This is a genomic window from Streptosporangium sp. NPDC053982 (assembly GCF_055585205.1).
Map to the genome: position 1 here is coordinate 34635 of NZ_JBVJKQ010000028.1, position 18123 is coordinate 52757.

Here is an 18123-nt window from a genome sequence, read left to right on the forward strand (position 1 = left end):
GGCGATCGCCGTCGTAGCACCTCTGAGGCCCGCCGGTTCGTTCTACGCGGGCGAGTTGTCGCCCGAAGGAGAGTGCTACCACCAGCAGTATTTGTTCAAGAACCCAAACGGCTACTGCGGGATCGGCGGTACCGGGGTGACGTGTCCGGTCGGCCTGACGACCGGCGAGGCCTGATTTCGCGGGAACCAGTCGGCCCGGAGCCCAGACCCCGGGCCGGCACAGCCGCTCTCGGCGGGTTGCGATCAGCCGCCGCGCCGCGCGGCTGTCACTCTCACCGTCGGCGAGGCGTAACCCTTCGAACCGATGGTCCGTGATGCGGGCCATCGGAGTTTGAGAGCGGGCTCACGTGGTCCATGAGCTTGTCGGCGGCGGCCCGGACGGCCATGTTCCCGGCACCTGATCGCGTTGTGGGCTGAGCCTTTGTCCGGACCGGCACTTGAGTCTCAAGTAACCGGAGACTCCAGGATCGACGACGTGGGCGGCATGTGCTCGTCTTCGCCGTCCGCGCCCCATCCGATTCGACTCCGGGAGAGTGCATTCCATGCCGCGATACGTGACGCCGTCCGCTGAGGATGGCAAGCGCCTCATCAACGACTTCATCGACGAGACTTTCGGGGGTCTGAACGCCAACCAAGACTTCGTCGCCATGCTGCGTACGGCGGTGCCTGAGATGCCCGCCGATCCCAGCCCTGAGCAGCTGGGCGCCTGGGCGGAGCTGTCCGAGCTGGTCCGCGATGCCGACTTCAAGGCCAGGGTCCGCAGGATGGCCGAGCATCAGGCGGCCGAGAGGGCGGCCGGGGATCAGACGGGCCTGCATCACGAGGTGACCGAGCTGGTCCGGGAACGGGTGCGGCAGGCGCAGGCGGACGGGGTCGAGCCGGGTTCGCAGGAGGCGCGGATGGTGCTGGTCGAGCTGATCGCCGGATACACGGCGACGTTCGGTCATCTCGACAGTGCCGAGTACCGCCGGAAGCTGCTGACTCGGCTGGAGATCGCGAATGATCCCCGTACGGAGCGGTACTTCGCCTTGCTGTCCACGATCAACGGCTGGCCGGTGCCGCCGAGCCTGGCGCCGGCGTTCGACTGGTTCACCCAGGCGCTCCGGCACCATCCCGTTCCCTAAAGGCCGGCTACGCGGGGGTTGAGTGCGGCGAGGAGCCAGCGGGCCGCAGGGACCGGATTGGGTTTCGGGGGCGTACCGTTGATCATGGCCAGCAGTCGCCAGTATCGGGAGACCCGAGGGTCGGCTCCGATGCGGATCCGCTCGGCGAGCCAGAGCCGGAACCCGGCGTCGTCGGACCGCCGGTGGGCCTGGGCGAAGACGGCGACCAGCTCGTTCACTATGGGCCGGGCCAGGGGGGATGCCGGCGGAATCCCGTCCGCCAGCGCGCGGCCGACGAGGTCCAGCGTGGCCTGCTCGGCTCGCGCCCAGCTCTCGTGGTCGCCGTGCTCGGCGCCGGAGGAGCGGTCCGTCGCGTGCCGCTCGAACGCCTCGCGTACGCTCTCCCGGAAGTGGGGGTCGCCGACCAGGTGTGCGAGCTCCAGCCACGCGTCGAGCTGCTCGACCGATGGGTCGCCGGGCAGGTCGGGCAGCATCGAGCGCAGGTGCGCGGCGAACGCGGGCTCCATGTCGAGCCCGCGAGTCGCTTCGGCCACGAGATCGGCCACCAGCTGCCGGCGCCGCTCCGCCGGTAGCCGGGCGAGCCGGTTCACGTGGGCGATTCCGGCCGTGCCGGTACGGCGGGTGGTGACGTAGCGCAACACCGCCTGGCGTACCCGCAAGGTCTGGATCTGGTCCTCCATGGCCGCGATCTGCCCGTCGGCGATCTCGTTCAGGGTCTGCGTGTCGGCGAGCACTCGTGTGATCGTCGCGATCTCGACACCGAGATCTCGCAGCGTCCGGACGAGTTCCAGCCGGTCCAGGGCGTCGTGATCATAGAGCCGGTAGCCACCGGCCGACCGGCCGACCGGAGGCACCAGTCCTTCGTCGGAGTAGTACCGGACCGTCGGCACCGGCACCCCGGCGAGTCGTGCCACCTGGCCGATCGTGTAGAGCCCGTCGTCCTTCACAGGTCCAGCCTGGCTTATCAGCCGCCCTTTCGGTGGGCCTTCGGGGGAGCACGACCGGTGATGCCGTTGAGAGGAGCTCTTCAGGCACGCCCTGGCGAATAGATGGCGATGTCTTGAAGCTTTGCGCGCAGATCCACGCTATTCGATCTCCGCCGTTTCACCGTCGTGCGCCCCCGGCATGTGGACGCCCTCACCCTTCTGCCCGAACGGCTCTGAACGCGGAGTCAGAACGCGTCTCGTGTCATGTACACGTAGTGGTCACCTGGCGTTGGTGTCGCGTGTCCGACGGGGCCGGTCCCGGCCGAGGATCGAGGCTCCGGGACCTGTCCGGTGCACGGCGGGTCAGCGGCGGGGTAGCACGCCCAGGAGGGTCGCGGTCAGGGCCAGCTTCAAGGAGTCCTTCAGGTCCACGTGGAAGCGGGCGAGGTCGGGCTCGGCCTGGTAGGCCGCCTGCAGGCTGGGTGGGGGTGTGCTGTATGCCGACAGCGCGCCGGCCATGACCATGGTCTGCAGGCTGAACAGCGTCGCGTTCTCGCCCAGCTCCGGCAGGTGGTTCCGGATCAGGGCGCTCATGGTCGTCAGGCGGTCCAGGGAGGCGCGCTTGTACCGTGCCACGACCTCGACGGAGACGTTGTGCTCCAGGACGCCGCCCTGCGCGCCGAAGAGGTCGCACAGCACCGTTCGGCTGGAGAGCGAGCGGCTGAGGATCTCTGCCACGGCTGTCGCCCGCTCGGCCATGGGGAGGTTCTCGTCGATTCCGGCGGCCAACTCGTCCGCCAGTTCCGTCAGCCACTCCTGCAGGAAGCGGTCCAGCAGTTCCAGCAGCACCGCCTCGCGGGACTCGAAGTAGCGCAGCACGTTCGGCTTCGCCAGGCATACCCGGCGGCTGAGCTCGTTCAGGGTGACCGCGGCCACGGGCATCTCGTGGAGCATCGCCGACGCCGTGTCGAGGATCGCCCGCCGGCGGATCTCCCGCTGCTCTTCGGTTCGCGCCCGCTTGAAGCCCACGATCGCCAGCCTATCTTAAGTACCCTCGGTACGTTGACAACGTACCGAGGGTACTTTAGCGTTGCGGACAGAAGATACCTTCGGTACTTTAGATGGGAGCCCGGCATGGGCAAGAAGTGGACGACGGCGAACATCCCAGACCAGCGCGGGCGGGTGGCCGTGGTGACCGGGGCCAACACCGGACTGGGATACGAGACCGCCAAGGCGCTCGCCGGACGCGGGGCGTCCGTGGTCCTCGCCGTGCGCGACGTCGAGAAGGGCGAGCGGGCCGCGGCCCGCATGACCGGCGACGTGATCGTGCAGGCCCTGGATCTGACCTCGCTCGACTCCGTCCGCACCGCCGCGGCGGCGCTGCGGTCCCGGTTCGACCGCATCGACCTGCTGATCAACAACGCCGGCGTGATGTACACCCCGAAGCAGACCACCCGGGACGGCTTCGAGATGCAGTTCGGCACCAACCACCTCGGCCACTTCGCGCTCACCGGGCTGCTGCTGGAGCTGATGCTGCCGGTGCCCGGCTCGCGCGTGGTGACGGTCAGCAGCACCGGCCACCGCATCCGGGCCGCGATCCACTTCGATGACCTGCAGTGGGAGCGGTCGTACAGCCGGGTCGCCGCCTATGGTCAGTCCAAACTGGCCAACCTGATGTTCACGTACGAGCTGCAGCGCCGTCTCGCCACGCGCGGCACCACCGTCGCGGTGGCCGCCCACCCCGGCGTGTCCAGCACCGAGCTCGCCCGCAACACCCCCGCGGCCTTCCGGCTTCCGCTCACCTGGCTCGCGCCGCTGATCACCCAGACGCCGGCGATGGGCGCGTTGCCGACCCTGCGCGCCGCCACCGACTCCGCCGTGCTCGGCGGCCAGTACTACGGTCCCGGCGGACGCTTCGAGGTCATGGGCCACCCCCGGCTGGTCGCCTCCAGTCCGGAGTCGTACGAGGTGGCCGTCCAGCAGCGGCTGTGGGCCGTCTCCGAAGACCTCACCGGGGTGAGGTTCCCCGCGGTCCGGTCCGATCAGAACCCGTTTCCCTCCGGATCGGCCATCACGATGTAGCCCGCGCCGGCAGGAGGCGCCGGCTCGTCCCGGTGGTCGTTGCGGAATCGGCGTCCGCTGTCTGATCGGTCTGGTCTCCGGCGAAGCCTGATCCGTGAGACGCGGGTCCCAGGGCTGCGAATTCGCGTGCCGTCAACGGTGGCATCGGCACAAGGTCTCGATCATGGTTACGTGGTGAGGCCCTTCAGCATCGAATGGACTGACGTGGCCGGGTGCTGGAGGAGGTTCTCGAGTTCTGGTCCGGTGGTGGCGAATTCCCCGCGGCGTGCCGCGCGGAACATGCCGAGCAGCATGTTCGCCTGATCCTCGGGCACACCATTGCCGATCATCGTGGCCGTCCACGCCGCGTCGTCGGCGACGACGCGGCGGATGGCGCGCCCGGTGAGTTCGGTGGCGATGCCGGCGATGTCGGCCAGATCGAGCGCTTCCGGTGCGGTGAGCGGCGGAGTCGGACCGTCGAACCGGCCCGGGTCCGCGAGGATGATCGCCGCCGCTTCGGCGAGGTCGGAATGCGTGGTCCAGGATATGGGCCCATCGGCCGGTGCGACGAGTTCGCCGGTCTCGAGGGCCCGGCCGAGCAGATGCCGGACGGTGTCGGCGTAGAACCCGTTGCGCAGCGCCGTGAACGGTGTTCCCGTCTTCGACAGGTGGTGCTCGGTGGCGGCGTGGTCGGGCATCGGTGCGAAGAGCGAGTCTTCGGCGGCGCCCTGGTGGCTCGTGTAGAGGATGCGCCGGGCTCCGGCGTCGCGGGCGGCGTCGATCGCCGCGATGTGCTGGGCGACCGCCTCTTCGCCCGCCCGGTCCGTCGAGACGATGAGCACCTGCGTCGCGCCCTCGAACGCGTGGGCGAGTGAGCCGGGGTCGGTGAAGTCTCCGTGGCGTACGCGTACCCCGCGCCCGGCCAGGTCGGCGGCACGGCCGGTGTCGCGGACGCTCACGCCGATCCCGTCCGCCGGGACCCGGGTGAGCAGCCGGTCGACGATTTGAGAGCCGAGCCGGCCGGTGGCGCCGGTAATGATGATCATGACCTGCCTCTTCGTCTGATAACAATGGAAACAAAAATATGCTACCAGTGTTAATAACCGAGATAGCAAGGGTGCGTTATCGTTGGAAGCGTGGCAGAGGTGAGGGCGGACGGCGTCGGTAGGCGCAAGACGCGAGTGAACATCGTGGAGTGCGCGGCGCGCCTCCTGCGTGAACAGGGCGCGAGCGCGGTCACCACCCGTGCGGTCGCGCAGGCGGCCGGAGTGCAGGCGCCGACCATCTACCGGTTCTTCGAAGACAAGGACGCGCTGCTCGACGCCGTCGCCGAACACGTCTTCGCCACCTATGTCGCCGGGAAGACCCTCGCTGAGGCCGGCGGCGATCCGATCGCGGACCTTCGGGCGGGGTGGGACGCCCATATCGGCTTCGGTCTCGCCAACCCGGCGTTGTTCGGTCTCCTCGCCGACCCCGTTCGCGGGGCTCGTTCACCGGCGTCGGCCGCCGGCCTGGAGGTTCTTCGCGCCCGGGTGCACCGCGTGGCGGCGATCGGCCGGCTCAGGGTCCCGGAAAAGCGTGCCGTCGACCTCATCCACGCCGCCGGGACCGGGACCGTGCTCACCCTGCTCGCCACCCCGCCGCAACACCGTGACCTCGACGTCGCGGACGCGATGTACGAGACGGTGGCGCGATCGATACTCACCGAGATGCCCACGCTCGCCGCGGACAGCCCGGTCGCGGCCGTCATCGCGTTCCGGGCCGTCGTGCCGAGGCTCACAACGCTCACCGACACCGAGCGCGCCCTGCTGTCGGAGTGGCTGGACCGAGTCGGTGACGGCCCGGCCCCTCCTCGTGCCTCGGCCGAATCCGACCCAGATCGACCGCTGACCTGACCGGCCCCGAACCACTGCGTGAAGCCAAGAACTCGTCGTCGTGTGAAAGGCCCGTCACCGTCTCCGCTCCGGAGCCGGGACGCGCCGGGTCCGGTCCCCGATCCAGGCCGCTTCGAGGATCGCGGTCAGGCTGGCGGTGTCGGTCGGGCCCGGATGGTTCTGGATCAGGCGGGTGACGCCACCCGCCATCTCCGCGAAGCGCGGGAGGTCGGCGCGTGCCACGCCGATGTCCGCCAAGGTGGCAGGGATGCCGATGCCGGCGAGGAGCCCGTCGAGCCAGGTGAGGAACGTATCTGCGGCCTCGGCCTCCGAGGCGCCGGTCACGTCGAGCCCGCACACCCCGGCGAGGACGGTCAACCGGTCGCCGATGGCGCCCTTGGCCGCGTCCAGCGCGTAAGGCAGCAGCAGCCCGACGCCCAGGCCGTGCGGTGTGTGGGTGGCCGCTCCGATGGGGTACTGGAGGGCGTGTGGAGCCGCGTTGCCCGCGTGGGAGAACGCGAGCCCGGCCAGCATGGACCCATAGGACATGTCCGCGCGCGCGTCCTTGTCGCCTCCGTCCTTGACGACACGGGGCAGGCTGCGGGCGATCCGCTCCGCGGCCAGGAGCGCGTAGTGATCGGTGATCGGGTTGCGGCCGAGGAAGACCTGCTCCACCGGGTCGCGCGGTCCGTGGACCCGTGGTCGCGCGGTGTAGCTCTCCACCGCGTGACAGAACGCGTCGATGCCGGAGTGCGCGGTGACGGCCGCAGGGCAGGTATAGGTGAGCTCGGGGTCGACGATGGCGAAGTCGGGCACGATGTGGACGCTGGAGACTCCCACCTTCAGCTCGCGGTCCGGGTCGGTCAGCACGGAGACGGGCGTGAGTTCGGAGCCGGTGCCCGACGTCGTCGGGACCGCGACGAGGGGAATCGTCGGCCCGGGCACCTTCGACTCGCCGTAGAAGTCGCGCGGCGTCCCACCGTGGCACCGGATGACGCCGACGATCTTGGCCAGGTCGATCACCGTGCCACCCCCGACGGCGAGGATCACGTCGGCGTCCACCTCTGCGGCGACCGAGACGGCCAGGGCGACATCGGTGAGCGGCACGTCCGGAGTCGCATCGGCGAACACCCCGACGACTTCGGCCTTCTCCCGTACGGCGGCCACGATCTCGGCCACGCCCGGCTGCCCCAGAAGGACCCGGTCGGTCACGATGAGGACTCGCGAGCCGCACTCGGCCACCACCCGTGGGATGTTCTGCGCGACCCCTTCGCCCACCATCAGCTGGCGTGGTCCGCGGACGGTCTCAAGCATGTCGGTGCCTCCCTGGAACGTCGGCGGTGATTCGCTGGGCGGACGTCCGGGTCACCCGCGAGACCGGGACGGCGTCGGCAAGGTCGGCTGCCGGGTGGCGCGGGCGCGCGCCGGGCTCCCGGACGCGGTGACCCTCGGCGGGCACCCGGAGCGGCAGGCCGGTCACGGTAGGTCGATCGCCGCGTAGGTGACGTCGAGGTACTCGAGGATGCCCTCGTGCGACCCCTCCTTGCCGATCCCGGACTGCTTCACGCCTCCGAACGGAGCCGACGGGTCCGAGATCAGACCACGGTTGACGCCGATCATCCCCGTCTCCAGCCCCTCGGTGAACCGGAGTGCCCGCTGGAGGTCGCGGGTGAAGACGTATCCGACCAGGCCGTGCTCGGTGTCGTTGGCCTTCGCCATCACCTCGTCGTCGGACGTGAACGAGATGATCGGCGCCACCGGGCCGAAGATCTCCGCCTCCAGTATCCGCGCGTCTTCGGGCACGTCGGCGAGGACCGTGGGCGGGTAGAAGTGGCCCGGCCCATCCGGACGCTCGCCGCCTGTCAGGACACGGGCGCCGCGATCGACCGCGTCGGCGACGAGCTCGTCGATCTTGGTGACCGCGGCCTCGTCGATCAGCGCCCCGACGTCCACGCCGTCGTCGAGACCATGGCCCACCGAGAGCGCGCCCATCCGCTCGGCGAAGCGCGCCGTGAACTCCTCGCGCACCGGCTCCTCGACGTAGATCCGGTTGGCCGCGATGCAGGACTCCCCGATGTTGCGCATCTTGGCCACCATGGCGCCGTCGAGCGCGACGTCCAGGTCCGCGTCGGCACACACGATCAGGGCCGCGTTGCCGCCCAGTTCCATGGAGGTGCGCAGCACGTTGTCCGCCGCCTGTCGTAGCAGCACGCGCCCCACCTCGGTCGACCCGGTGAACGAAAGCTTGCGGGTCCGGCGGTCGGCCAGCAGCGCTGAGACCACCTCGCCGGCACGCTTGGTCGTCACGACGTTGACGACGCCCGGGGGAACACCGACCTCCTCCATGATGCGGGCCAGCAACAGCATGGTGAGCGGCGTCTGGGCCGCCGGCTTGGTGATCGTCGTGCAGCCCGCCGCCAGCGCAGGAGCGATCTTGCGGGCGCCCATGGCCAACGGGAAGTTCCAGGGCGTCACGAAGACGCACGGTCCGACCGGCTTCGGCACGGTGAGGATGCGATATCCACCGGCGGGAGCGGTGTTGTAGCGCCCCTCGACGCGCACCGCCTCCTCGGCGAACCAACGGAAGAACTCGGCGCCGTAGGCCACCTCTCCCCGAGCCTCGGCGAGCGGCTTGCCCATCTCGAGCGTTATCAGCCGGGCGACCTCCTCGGATCGCCCGGTCAGTGCCCGGTACGTCGCGGTCAACAACTCCGACCGTTTTCGCGGCGGGGTCGCCGCCCACTCCGCCATCGCCTTGCTCGCCGCGTCCAGAGCGGCGAGCCCGTCGTCGACGCCGGCGTCCGCCACCTCGGCGATGGTCCTGCCGGTGGCCGGGTCCTCGACGACGAAGGTGGCTCCGCCGGCGGCGTCGCGCCAGGCGTCGCCGATCCGGAGCCGCCGGTGCTCGGGGGCCAGGACGTTCATCGGGTCACTCATCGCGTCGCCTCCTGTGATGTCCCTGGTTCGACGTCGCCGTCCTGCGCGGTCACCTCCCGGCCTCGGACAGCGCCAGCCCGGTGGCCGCGTCGAACAGGTGCGCGCGGTCCAGGTCGACCGTGACGAGCAGTCGCTCGCCCGGCGTACCGGTGACGGTGGGTCGTGCCTTGACCTTGAGGATCTCCGTCCCCACCTGCACGTCGACCACCGTCCGGTCACCGAGCGGCTCGAGGCCGTAGAGCTCACCCGGCAACGACGCGTTCCCACGCCGCTCGACGGACAGGTCCTCCGCGCGCAGGCCCAGCAGCAGCGGACGACCGTCCTCAGCCGTGGTCCAGCGGGGCCGCGGCAGCGTCCAGCCGTCCGCCCCGACCAGACGGTCTCCCTCGGCGCGGCAGGCGAGCAGGCTGATCGGAGGGCTCCCGACGAAGCCCGCGACCCACTGGTTGGCCGGACGCTCGTACACCTCGGCCGGCGTTCCGACCTGTTGCACCTTCCCCTCCTTGAGGACCGCGACCTGGTCGGCCATGGCCAGGGCCTCGACCTGGTCGTTGGTCACGTAGACGAAGGTCCCCCCGAGGCTCCGGTGGATGCGGGCGAGCTCGGTGCGCATCTCGACGCGGAGCTTGAGGTCGAGGTTCGTCAGCGGCTCGTCCATGAGGAACGCGCGCGGGCGGCGGACCAGCGCCCGGGCCAGGGCGACACGCTGCATCTCACCGCCCGACAACTGCGCGGGACGACGCTGCAGCAGACGTTCGATGTGCAGCAGGTCCGACATCCGCTCGACGGCGGCGGCGACCTCGCTCGAAGAACGGCGGCGTGCCCGCAGCGGCGAAGCGATGTTCTCGTACACCGTGTGCCGCGGGTAGAGGGCGTAGCTCTGGAAGACCATGGCCAGGTCGCGTGCGGCCGGGGTGTCACCGGTCGCGTCCCTCCCGTCCAGACGCACCGACCCGGCGTCGAGCCTCTCAAGGCCGGCGATCGCCCGCAGGGTCGTCGTCTTGCCTGCCCCGGACGGCCCGAGCACGACGAAGAACGAGCCGTCCGGCACGTCCAGCGTCACCCCGTCCAGGGCCTGGACCTTGCCGAAGGACTTGCACAGCCCGTGCACCGCCACGGTTCCCATCAGGCCACCAGCTCTTCCGTGCTCACGTCGTAGACCGGCGGGGGCCCGCCGGTGTGCCGCAGCCCGACCGATGCGTCAGTGGCGAAACGGACGGTCGGTGGCATCCGAACCCGTACGTCGTGCCGGCCGCCGTGGTCGACCACGTAGATGATCTCGTCGCCCAGCCACTCCGCCGAGACCACGCGGGCCGGGACCGAACGTTCCGCCCCTGGTTCCGTGACTTCCAGCGCCTCCGGCCGGACGCCTGCGACCAGGCGACGGTCGCGCGGCAGGCCCGGCGGTGGCGTGAGGACCAGTCCGCCCTGACCGCGCAGCTTCCCGTCGGCCACCTCCACCTCGATCAGGTTCATCGGCGGGGAGCCGATGAACGCGGCGCAGAAAAGACTCGCCGGACGGTCGTAGACTTCCAGCGGCGTGCCGATCTGCTCGACGCGGCCCTTGTTGAGGATGGCGATCCTGTGACCGAGCGACATCGCCTCGACCTGGTCGTGGGTGACGTAGACCATCGTCGTCCCCAGCTCCCCCTGCAGGTGCTTGATCTCCGTACGCATGTCCGCCCTCAGCTCCGCGTCCAGATTGGTGAGAGGTTCGTCCATGAGGAACGCGCGCGGTCGTCGTACCAGGGCGCGAGCGAGCGCGACGCGTTGCTGCTCCCCTCCGGACAGCCGGTGCGGTCGCCGGTCCAGGAGCGGACCGAGCCGCATCAGCCGGGCGGCCTCGCCGACCCGCTCGTCCACCTCCGACCTGGGCAGTCCCTCGGCCCGCAGTGGGAACGCCAGGTTGTCGCGGGTTCTCAGATGCGGGTAGAGAGCGTAGAACTGGAACACCATGGCGATGTCGCGCTCGGGGGGCGGCAGGTCGTTGACCAGCGTGGTGCCGATGCGGATGTCGCCCGCCGTCTGCCTCTCCAGGCCGGCTATGGCCCGCAGTGTGGTCGTCTTGCCGCAACCCGAGGGGCCGAGCATCACGAACAGCTCGCCGTCGCCGATGGACAGGTCCACGTGATCGACCGCGACCGTTCCGTCCGGGTAGCGCTTGTGCAGGGCGGTCACCTCGATGCCCGCCATCAGCGTCGCACCGCCCCGAGCGTCACACCGGCGACGAGGTGCCTGCGCACCAGGTAGGCGAAGACGAGCACCGGCAGGGCGAACACCACGGAGGCGGCGGCCACGAGACCCCAGTCCACAGTGGTTCCACCGATGAGGCCGGCGATGGCGGGTGGGGCCGTCCGCACGGTGTCACCGGAGGTGAGGAAGATGGCGAACACGAACTCGTTCCACGAGAAGATGAGTGCGAAGACCGCCGTCGCGGCGATGCCGGGCACGAGCAGGGGAAGGGTGAACCGCCGGAACGCCTGCAAGCGGGTGTGGCCGTCGAGCATGGCGGCCTCCTCGTACTCCGCGGGCACCTCGTCGACGAACCCCTTCATCATCCAGATCGTGAACGGGACGTTGAACGCGGCGTAGATGAGGATCAGGCCGAGCTTGGTGTCGATGAGCCCGACCTGCCGGTACATGAGGAAGATCGGGATCACGACCACCACGGGCGGCATGAAGCGGGTGGACAGGATGAAGAACAGCTGGTCCTTCTTGGCCTTCACGGCGAAGCGCGAGTAGGCCCAGGCCGCCGGGACCCCCAGCACGGTGGCCAGCGCCGTGGAGGTCCCGGCCACCACGACGGAGTTGAGGAACGCGACGGACAAGGCCGAGCGACCGCCGCCGGAGGCGACGAACACGTCCTTGAAATGGTCCAAAGTGATCTTGAAGTCGAAGAACTTGGCCGGGACGGCGTAGACGTCCCGGTTCTCCTTGATGGACGTCTCGATCATCCACAGCACCGGAAAGAGCATCACGACGGCCAGCACGGTCAGTAACGCGACCTCCAGCACGGAGCGGCCCCGGCCGCCGAAGCGGCGTGTGGGGGGCGTGTGATCCCGGCCAGGACCCGCGGACACGGCCTCGTCGACGGAGACGGCCATCAGTCCTCCTTGAGCTTGTTCAAGTAGCGCAGGTAGAGCTGCGTGAGGACGATGACGACGAGGACCATGAGGATCCCGTACGCCGAGGCGGTTCCGGTGTTGAAGCCCAGGAACGCGACCTTGTAGACGTGGAACGACAACGTCTCGGTGGAGACCCCCGGACCTCCGCTGGTGAGGATGTAGACGAGGTCGAACAGCCGGAACGCCTCGATGGCCCTGAACAACACGGCGATGAGGAGCAGCGGCCACACCAGCGGAAGAGTGATGGTGCGGAACCGGAACCACTCGGACGCCCGGTCGATCGAGGCGGCCTCGTACAGGTACTTGGGGACCGCGGTGAGGCCCGCGAGTGCGATGAGCATGATGAACGGCGTCCATTGCCAGGTGTCGACCACGATCAGGGAGATCAGTGCCGTTCGCTGCCGGGTGAGCCACTCCACCTGGCCCAGGCCGAGCGAGCCGAGCATGCTGTTGATCACGCCGAACTGCGCGTCGAGCATGAACCGCCAGAACAGCCCGACCACGACCTGCGACAGCATCATCGGAACCAGGAACAGAGTGGTCAGCAGTCCTCGCCCGTGCGTGCGCCGTGAGATCAGGTAGGCGATGGCGAAACCGAGCACGGTCTGCAGGGCGACCGCGCCGCACACGTAGATCAACGTCGTCAGGGCCCTCAGGTGGACCTGCGCCGAGGTCAGGATGGCGGTGTAGTTCTCGAACCAGACGAAATGGGCCGGCCCCCCGCGGGTGGCCGAGTAGTCGGTGAAAGACAGGTACAACGCCCACAGCAGCGGGAACACCGACATCGCGAGCAACAGCAGCAGCGCGGGGGAGACGAAGGTCACGGCGAGCCCGCGGTCGCTCAACCGGCGGGACCGGCCCGGTGCGGGCGGCGTCGCGGACGCCACCTGCCCGGGGTGATCGGTCGTCAGAGGGACGGGGTCACTCACAGCCCGCCGCCGCCCTTGCGGCTGCTGGAGTCGAGCACGCTCTGCTGCTCCCTGGCGATGTCGTCGAGCGCCTCCTTCGGCTTCTTCGCGCCGTTGAGAGCCGCGTTCACGTTGGTGTTCTCGATGTCGACGAGGCGCGCGTACTCGGGGACGTTCCACATGTCCCGCATCCGTGTGACCGAGTCGGCGTACACCTGGTTGAACGGCCCGGCATCGAGGAACTCGGGCGACTCCAGGGCGTCCGTACGCGACGGCACGCCACCGGCCGCGGCCCACTTCTTCTGGATGTCGGCCTGCTCGAACCACTTCATGAAGTTCAGGGCCTCCGCCTGGTTCGCCTCGGAGGAGTAGGCCGACACGTGCATCCCCATGCCGCCGAGAGGCACCAGGTTCGTCTTCTGGCTCGGCAGGGTGGCGAAACCCAGCTTGTCGAGGATCTGCTCCCGCGTGGTGCCGAGCGTCGACTGCTTCGGGTCGAGCAGGCCACCGCTCGCGGCGATCCAGTTGAACGCGATGCACGCCTTGCCCTGGGCGACCGCCGCGTTCACCTCGTCGATGAACCAGTTGCCGGAGCCCTTGGCGGTCAGCGGTTTCATCTTGCCGACCAGGACGTCCATCGCCTCCTGGCCCGCCGCGTCGTTGATGACGCCGTCGATCTTGCGCGTCCCGGGGTTCCAGAGGTTGCCGCCGTAGACGCCGTTGACCGTGTTGTAGGTCACGGCCGCGGCGTCGGAGCCGTTGGCCTGGTGGAAAGCCAGCCCGCTGACGCCGGGGTTGTCCGCCTGGCACTTCTCGGCGACTGAGATCATTTCGTCCCAGGTCCGCGGTGGCCTGTCACCGATCAGGTCCTTGCGGTAGATCATCGTCCAGGTGTCGCCGAGCAGCGGCAGCCCGTACAGGCTGGCGTTTTCGTCGCGCTTCCCGGTCTCCGCCTGGGGGTACTGGCCGTAGGCCGCCAGGAGATACGGGTTGTAGGCTTTGACGTCGATGTTCTGCTTAACGAAGTCGGTGATGTCGAGGATGTTGCCGTTCGTCACGGCCTCGCCGATGTGCTGCGAGTCCAGGATCGGGATGTCGAAGTCGGTCTTGCGCGCTGCGAACTGGGTGAACATCGCGTCGTGCCAGTTGGCGTTCGGCACGGTGTTGACCTTGATGGTCACATTCGGCCGCTCCTTGGTGTACTCCGCGTTCGCGAAGTCCTCCAGCGCGTGGGCGGGGGGCCAGTCGAACCAGATGAAGCTGAGGGTCAGCGGGTCCTTGGTGAGCTCCGGGATGGTCGCCGGCGCCTTGGGAGCGCTCGCCTCCGTGTCACCGCCGCAAGCCGCCACGGTCGTGGCCACCAGCATGGCCGCCGTCGCCAGCTGCACCTTTCGGCCGGGAACGGATATTCGTCCTGTTCGCTGTGGATACCGCATCCTCTTGCCTGCTTTCTGGGGGGTGGGGACTTCCCGAGCCTCGCGGCGTGCTTCGCCGAGCAGCCGCCGGGTTGTTCAGGCGTGTCACCGGCTGTCGCAGGGGCTGACCCGCGGACCGGCGTCACGGGTACGCCGCGACGTGATGGGGCTTCAGGCAGTCGAGGAGTCCTTCGGTCCCTGTGCGACCCGGTGGCGACCCGAGTAGGACGTCGAGCATGCTCATGGAGCTCCAACTGATCGAAGCGGAGCGATGGCGGACGGTTCCGCGATGGGCGAAGGATGGCCGGCATCCGCCACCTTTCCTATACGATCCGATTGGGGGCGTCAATATCCCGCAGCGTTGCGGCCGATGTCGGCAGGTTCCCGAAGACGCAAGAAAGGACGTCATGTCACGATGGACGACGAAGCGATGATCGCGCGGCGCCAGGGGGCCGTGACGGGCGGAACGTCGCCGGGAAGATCTCGCGGCCGGCTTGCCGACGAGGTGTACGACACGCTGCTCGGACAGCTGATGTCGCTACGGATCGAGCCCGGCTCCCGCGTCACGATCGACGCCCTGGCGCGAGAGCTGGGGGTCTCGCAGACGCCGATCCGGGACGCTCTGAACCGCATGGAGGCCGAGGGCCTGGTCGTGCGTGTGCCCCATGCCGGCTATCGCATTCCCCCCCAGATCACCCGTCACCGATTCGAGGACATGCTCGAGGTCCGCCTGCTCCTCGAACCGGCGGCCGCGCGCAGATCCGCCGAACGCGCGTCCTCGGAGCAGGTGGCCGGTCTGCGGCGGATGCTGGAGGAGATGGCGGAGCTGGAGGGGGGCGACGGGCTCCTGGCCTACGGCGCGTTCGGGCTGCGCGACGCCGCTTTCCACGATCTCGTCGCCCTGAGCACGGAGAACCAGGTCATCCGCGAAGCGCTCGCCCGCCTGCACGCGCACGTGCACCTGTTCCGGCTTCTCCACGACACCCAGGTCACCCACCTGGCCATGGCCGAGCACGAAGAGGTTCTGGCCGCGATCGCCGCGCGTGACCCCGACGCCGCCGCCTACGCCATGCGCCGGCACATCCTGCTGTCCGGCGAGCGGTTCCGGCGATTGTTCGACGTGGCCCAGGGGGCGGACGGAATGGCGGCAGAGGCTTGACGGGCGGGCTGGGCCAAGGAATGCTGACTCAATCGGATCGGATCGGATTGGATCCACCTCACCCGCCTCAGATGCGAGGAGAAGTAGGTGCCCAGAGCGCTGCTCCTGACCGGCGACGCCGCCGAGGAGCTCGACACCATGTATCCCTACTATCGCGTGCAGGAGGGCGGCTGGGACGTCGACGTCTCGTCGAGGACGATGCGTGACGTTCAGCTGGTCATCCACGAGTTCGACCCTGACTCCGACGCCTACGTGGAGAAGAACGGCCGGAAGCTGCCGGTCGACGTGCCCTGGGCCGAGGTCGACGTCGAGCGCTATGACGCCCTCATCATTCCCGGGGGACGTGCCCCCGAGTGGATCCGGGTGGACGCCGACGTCAGGCGTATCACCGAGCACTTCTTCGCGCGCGACCTCCCGATCGCGCTGGTGTGCCACGGCGCGCAGGTGCCGGCTGTGTACGGGCTGCTGAAGGGCCGGAAGACGGCGTGCTTCCCCCCCATCACCGGCGACATGGAGAACGCGGGTGCGACGGTCATCGACGCTCCCGACGTCGTGGACGGCAACCTCGTCTCCTGTCGGGGGTGGCCCGACATGCCGCAATTCGGCAAGGCCATGATGGAGCTCTTCTCGAAGTCCGTCGACTCCGCATCGGCATGAGCACGCCTGGCCTGTCTCGGTGACGGCACTTCGGACCGTCACCGTCGACGGCTCCCCCGTCCACGTCATGGAGAGCGGCACCGGGCCCGCGGTGCTGATGCTGCACGGCTCCGGACCCGGTACGACCGGATCCGGAGCCTGGGCGACGACGGCACAGGCGCTGGGCACGTCCTGGCGCCTGGTGGCTCCTGACCAGGCGGGGTTCGGCCGTACGCCGATCCCGGAGGGCGCCAGGGGCGGGCTCCGGCTGTGGACGGAGCAGGCCGCGGGCCTGATGGACGCTCTAGGTGTCGAGTACTACGCGGTGGTGGGCCACTCCATGGGCGGTGCCGTGGCGCTGGCGTTGGCGGCCGCGCGTCCCCGGCAGGTCACCCATGTCGTGGCGGTCTCGACGATGGGCGCCCCCGGAGCGCCGCTGTCCGCCGAGCTCGACGCGGTCTGGGCCGCCCCCGCCGGCCCGGTCGGGGCACGGGACATGTTGAGTCGCCTCGTCCTCGACCAAGCGCTCGTGACCGAGTCGGCCGTCGCCGCCCGTGCGGCTGCGATGCGGGCGGGGGCGGCCGCATTCGCGTCGTTGTTCCCTCCACCCAGGGCACGCTGGGCCGACGACCTCACCCTCTCGGCGCGAACGCTGGCGGGGATCCGCGCGCCCGTGCTGCTCGTCCACGGCGCCGAGGACCGGGTCACCCCGCTCGGGACGGCGGCCCTGCCCCTGCTCGAACACCTGGCCGATGTCCGTCTGCACGTGCTCGGCCGATGCGGGCATGTGCCGGCGCTCGAGCACCCGCACGACTTCAGGCGGCTCCTGTCGTGCTTCCTCGGCCGGTGACGAAGGCACTGATCACTGCGACAGGTCCGCAGCCCGTGCTCAAGCAGATCAGTACGAAGCCGGTGCTCTCCCCGAGGCCGCCCCTTCTGCCCGAACGGCTCTGAACGCGGGGACCGGACGCGTCTCATGTCATGTCATGTACACGTAGCGGTCGCTGCGGCGTCGGTGCGAACTCGGTTGAAAGTTTCATCACCGGTCGTCTCGCGCGTGGTGAGGGCCGGGCCGGTAATGCCAGGTGGGTGCGTTCCGTGAGGTCGAAGCGTCGCCGCGCCTCCCGGCCTTTCTCTTGACGCGTCCTGTAAATCCTAGTTTGATCCGCAATTATCACCAGCATCCCCAGCTGTGGGCACGGCTCCTCGCGCCGCAGAAATGTGAGCGCTAACACTCCTGTGAGACCACTGCGGTTTTCCCTGGTGTGGCCAGCTTCGCCACGCCCTCACCCCCAAGGAGAGCGAACAATGGATTCACCCCCCATTCGTGTGAGGAGCGGCGGGCGTCGTTCGCCGGCCGGTGCCGGCGTGCGCCTCGTGGTGGTGCTGGCCACGGTGCTGACGACGGTGATCGCGGCCGTCGCGACCTGGTCGGCGCCGGCCTCGGCGGCGGTGGCGCCGCTGGTGAGCGCGGCGTCGGGGCGGTGCCTGGACGTGGCGGGCAACACCGACGCTCTGGGCGCGAGCCTGCAGATCTGGGACTGCACCGGTCAGGCGAACCAGGCGTTCGAGTTCACCTCCGCGGGTGAGCTGCGGACGCTCGGCGGTACGCGGTGCGTGGACGCCTACGGCCAGGGGACCTCACCGGGCACGAAGGTGGTCATCTGGTCCTGCAGCGGTCAGGCCAACCAGAAGTGGCAGCAGAACGCCGACGGCTCCATCAGGGGAACGCAGTCGGGCCTGTGCCTGGACGTGACCGGAGCCGGTACGGCCAACGGCACCGCGGTCACCCTGTGGACCTGCAACGGGCAGAGCAACCAGAAGTGGAGCGGCTCCGGAGGAAACCCGGACCCGACGGTCACGCCGACGTCGCCCGGTACGTGCAACCTCCCCACGAGCTACCGCTGGACCTCGACGGGCCCGCTGGCGAACCCGAAGTCGGGCTGGGTGTCGCTCAA

Annotated in this window: 18 protein-coding genes and 1 pseudogene; 9 read left to right on the top strand and 10 right to left on the bottom strand. The window is 69.3% G+C overall.

Translation table 11 applies throughout. The annotated features are described in order from the left end of the window. Nucleotides 1-70 precede the first annotated feature (70 nt). Together ACZ6W9_RS35730 and ACZ6W9_RS35735 are read left to right on the top strand one after the other, a co-directional pair. Nucleotides 71-175: pseudogene (locus ACZ6W9_RS35730) on the top strand (peptide-methionine (S)-S-oxide reductase MsrA); the annotation flags it as partial. A gap of 367 nt (nt 176-542) precedes the next feature. Then, nucleotides 543-1124, top strand: a complete 582-nt coding sequence (locus tag ACZ6W9_RS35735) for a hypothetical protein (RefSeq protein WP_389970429.1) — start codon at nt 543-545, stop codon at nt 1122-1124. Here the strand turns inward: ACZ6W9_RS35735 and ACZ6W9_RS35740 are convergent. Continuing rightward, on the bottom strand, nt 1121-2071 hold the full coding sequence (locus tag ACZ6W9_RS35740) for a helix-turn-helix domain-containing protein (RefSeq protein ID WP_470121712.1): 951 nt from the start codon (nt 2069-2071) through the stop codon (nt 1121-1123). The two genes, ACZ6W9_RS35735 and ACZ6W9_RS35740, sit on opposite strands and share 4 nt — an antisense overlap. A gap of 342 nt (nt 2072-2413) precedes the next feature. Next, nucleotides 2414-3079, bottom strand: coding sequence for a TetR/AcrR family transcriptional regulator (locus ACZ6W9_RS35745; protein WP_389970435.1), 666 nt, complete (start codon nt 3077-3079; stop codon nt 2414-2416). 105 nt (nt 3080-3184) lie between these two features. Here ACZ6W9_RS35745 and ACZ6W9_RS35750 point away from each other — a divergent pair, with 105 nt between their 5' ends. Beyond that, complete coding sequence (locus ACZ6W9_RS35750; RefSeq protein ID WP_389970438.1) at nt 3185-4132, top strand: SDR family NAD(P)-dependent oxidoreductase; 948 nt, start codon at nt 3185-3187, stop codon at nt 4130-4132. 167 nt (nt 4133-4299) lie between these two features. Here the strand turns inward: ACZ6W9_RS35750 and ACZ6W9_RS35755 are convergent, their stop codons facing one another. Then, nucleotides 4300-5157 (bottom strand): NmrA family NAD(P)-binding protein, encoded by an 858-nt coding sequence (locus ACZ6W9_RS35755; protein WP_389970441.1) that lies wholly within the window; start codon nt 5155-5157, stop codon nt 4300-4302. A 90-nt stretch (nt 5158-5247) separates the two neighbouring features. Between ACZ6W9_RS35755 and ACZ6W9_RS35760 the strand changes: the two genes are divergently transcribed. After that, the gene (locus tag ACZ6W9_RS35760) at nt 5248-6006 is read left to right on the top strand and encodes a TetR/AcrR family transcriptional regulator (RefSeq protein WP_389970444.1); all 759 of its coding nucleotides are present in this window, start codon (nt 5248-5250) and stop codon (nt 6004-6006) included. Nucleotides 6007-6060: 54 nt separating this feature from the next. Here ACZ6W9_RS35760 and ACZ6W9_RS35765 read toward each other — a convergent pair whose 3' ends face one another. Next, nucleotides 6061-7299, bottom strand: a complete 1239-nt coding sequence (locus ACZ6W9_RS35765) for an iron-containing alcohol dehydrogenase (protein ID WP_470121715.1) — start codon at nt 7297-7299, stop codon at nt 6061-6063. Here ACZ6W9_RS35765 and ACZ6W9_RS35770 point away from each other — a divergent pair. After that, on the top strand, nt 7298-7486 hold the full coding sequence (locus ACZ6W9_RS35770) for a hypothetical protein (protein ID WP_389970450.1): 189 nt from the start codon (nt 7298-7300) through the stop codon (nt 7484-7486). The two genes, ACZ6W9_RS35765 and ACZ6W9_RS35770, sit on opposite strands and share 2 nt — an antisense overlap. On the opposite strand, the gene ACZ6W9_RS35775 is transcribed toward ACZ6W9_RS35770, so the two are convergent. The 6 genes from ACZ6W9_RS35775 to ACZ6W9_RS35800 all read right to left on the bottom strand — a co-directional run bounded on the left by ACZ6W9_RS35775 (nt 7462) and on the right by ACZ6W9_RS35800 (nt 14343). Next, on the bottom strand, nt 7462-8922 hold the full coding sequence (locus tag ACZ6W9_RS35775; protein WP_389970453.1) for an NAD-dependent succinate-semialdehyde dehydrogenase: 1461 nt from the start codon (nt 8920-8922) through the stop codon (nt 7462-7464). The two genes, ACZ6W9_RS35770 and ACZ6W9_RS35775, sit on opposite strands and share 25 nt — an antisense overlap. Before the next feature lie 49 nt (nt 8923-8971). Beyond that, a complete protein-coding gene (locus ACZ6W9_RS35780; protein WP_470121718.1) occupies nt 8972-10048 on the bottom strand; it encodes an ABC transporter ATP-binding protein in 1077 nt (358 codons plus the stop codon). Beyond that, nucleotides 10048-11115, bottom strand: coding sequence for an ABC transporter ATP-binding protein (locus tag ACZ6W9_RS35785; RefSeq protein WP_470121720.1), 1068 nt, complete (start codon nt 11113-11115; stop codon nt 10048-10050). Before ACZ6W9_RS35785 ends, ACZ6W9_RS35780 begins: the two co-directional genes overlap by 1 nt. Further along, entirely contained in the window at nt 11115-12026 is a 912-nt protein-coding gene (locus ACZ6W9_RS35790) for a carbohydrate ABC transporter permease (protein WP_470121722.1), read from the bottom strand. The genes ACZ6W9_RS35785 and ACZ6W9_RS35790 overlap by 1 nt, the downstream gene beginning before the upstream one ends. After that, nucleotides 12026-12892, bottom strand: a complete 867-nt coding sequence (locus ACZ6W9_RS35795) for a carbohydrate ABC transporter permease (protein WP_470121724.1) — start codon at nt 12890-12892, stop codon at nt 12026-12028. Before ACZ6W9_RS35795 ends, ACZ6W9_RS35790 begins: the two co-directional genes overlap by 1 nt. 80 nt (nt 12893-12972) lie before the next feature. Further along, nucleotides 12973-14343 (bottom strand): extracellular solute-binding protein, encoded by a 1371-nt coding sequence (locus ACZ6W9_RS35800; protein WP_389970467.1) that lies wholly within the window; start codon nt 14341-14343, stop codon nt 12973-12975. Nucleotides 14344-14785: 442 nt separating this feature from the next. Here ACZ6W9_RS35800 and ACZ6W9_RS35805 point away from each other — a divergent pair, with 442 nt between their 5' ends. From ACZ6W9_RS35805 to ACZ6W9_RS35820, 4 genes are all read left to right on the top strand, one after another. Further along, nucleotides 14786-15529, top strand: a complete 744-nt coding sequence (locus tag ACZ6W9_RS35805) for a GntR family transcriptional regulator (RefSeq protein WP_470121726.1) — start codon at nt 14786-14788, stop codon at nt 15527-15529. 87 nt (nt 15530-15616) lie between these two features. Next, nucleotides 15617-16186 (top strand): DJ-1/PfpI family protein, encoded by a 570-nt coding sequence (locus ACZ6W9_RS35810; RefSeq protein ID WP_389970473.1) that lies wholly within the window; start codon nt 15617-15619, stop codon nt 16184-16186. A 19-nt stretch (nt 16187-16205) separates the two neighbouring features. Further along, the gene (locus tag ACZ6W9_RS35815; protein ID WP_470121729.1) at nt 16206-17015 is read left to right on the top strand and encodes an alpha/beta fold hydrolase; all 810 of its coding nucleotides are present in this window, start codon (nt 16206-16208) and stop codon (nt 17013-17015) included. A 518-nt stretch (nt 17016-17533) separates the two neighbouring features. Further along, the coding region (locus ACZ6W9_RS35820) for a lectin (protein WP_470121731.1) at nt 17534-18123 on the top strand (590 nt) is incomplete at its 3' end.

Bases quoted from the DNA above. Each gene is read 5' to 3' on its own strand.
- ACZ6W9_RS35735 (WP_389970429.1), top strand. From the start codon at position 543: ATGCCGCGATACGTGACGCCGTCCGCTGAGGATGGCAAGCGCCTCATC.
- ACZ6W9_RS35750 (WP_389970438.1), top strand. From the start codon at position 3,185: ATGGGCAAGAAGTGGACGACGGCGAACATCCCAGACCAGCGCGGGCGG.
- ACZ6W9_RS35755 (WP_389970441.1), bottom strand. From the start codon at position 5,157: ATGATCATCATTACCGGCGCCACCGGCCGGCTCGGCTCTCAAATCGTC.
- ACZ6W9_RS35770 (WP_389970450.1), top strand. From the start codon at position 7,298: ATGTCGGTGCCTCCCTGGAACGTCGGCGGTGATTCGCTGGGCGGACGT.
- ACZ6W9_RS35765 (WP_470121715.1), bottom strand. From the start codon at position 7,299: ATGCTTGAGACCGTCCGCGGACCACGCCAGCTGATGGTGGGCGAAGGG.
- ACZ6W9_RS35775 (WP_389970453.1), bottom strand. From the start codon at position 8,922: ATGAGTGACCCGATGAACGTCCTGGCCCCCGAGCACCGGCGGCTCCGG.
- ACZ6W9_RS35780 (WP_470121718.1), bottom strand. From the start codon at position 10,048: ATGGGAACCGTGGCGGTGCACGGGCTGTGCAAGTCCTTCGGCAAGGTC.
- ACZ6W9_RS35785 (WP_470121720.1), bottom strand. From the start codon at position 11,115: ATGGCGGGCATCGAGGTGACCGCCCTGCACAAGCGCTACCCGGACGGA.
- ACZ6W9_RS35790 (WP_470121722.1), bottom strand. From the start codon at position 12,026: ATGGCCGTCTCCGTCGACGAGGCCGTGTCCGCGGGTCCTGGCCGGGAT.
- ACZ6W9_RS35805 (WP_470121726.1), top strand. From the start codon at position 14,786: ATGGACGACGAAGCGATGATCGCGCGGCGCCAGGGGGCCGTGACGGGC.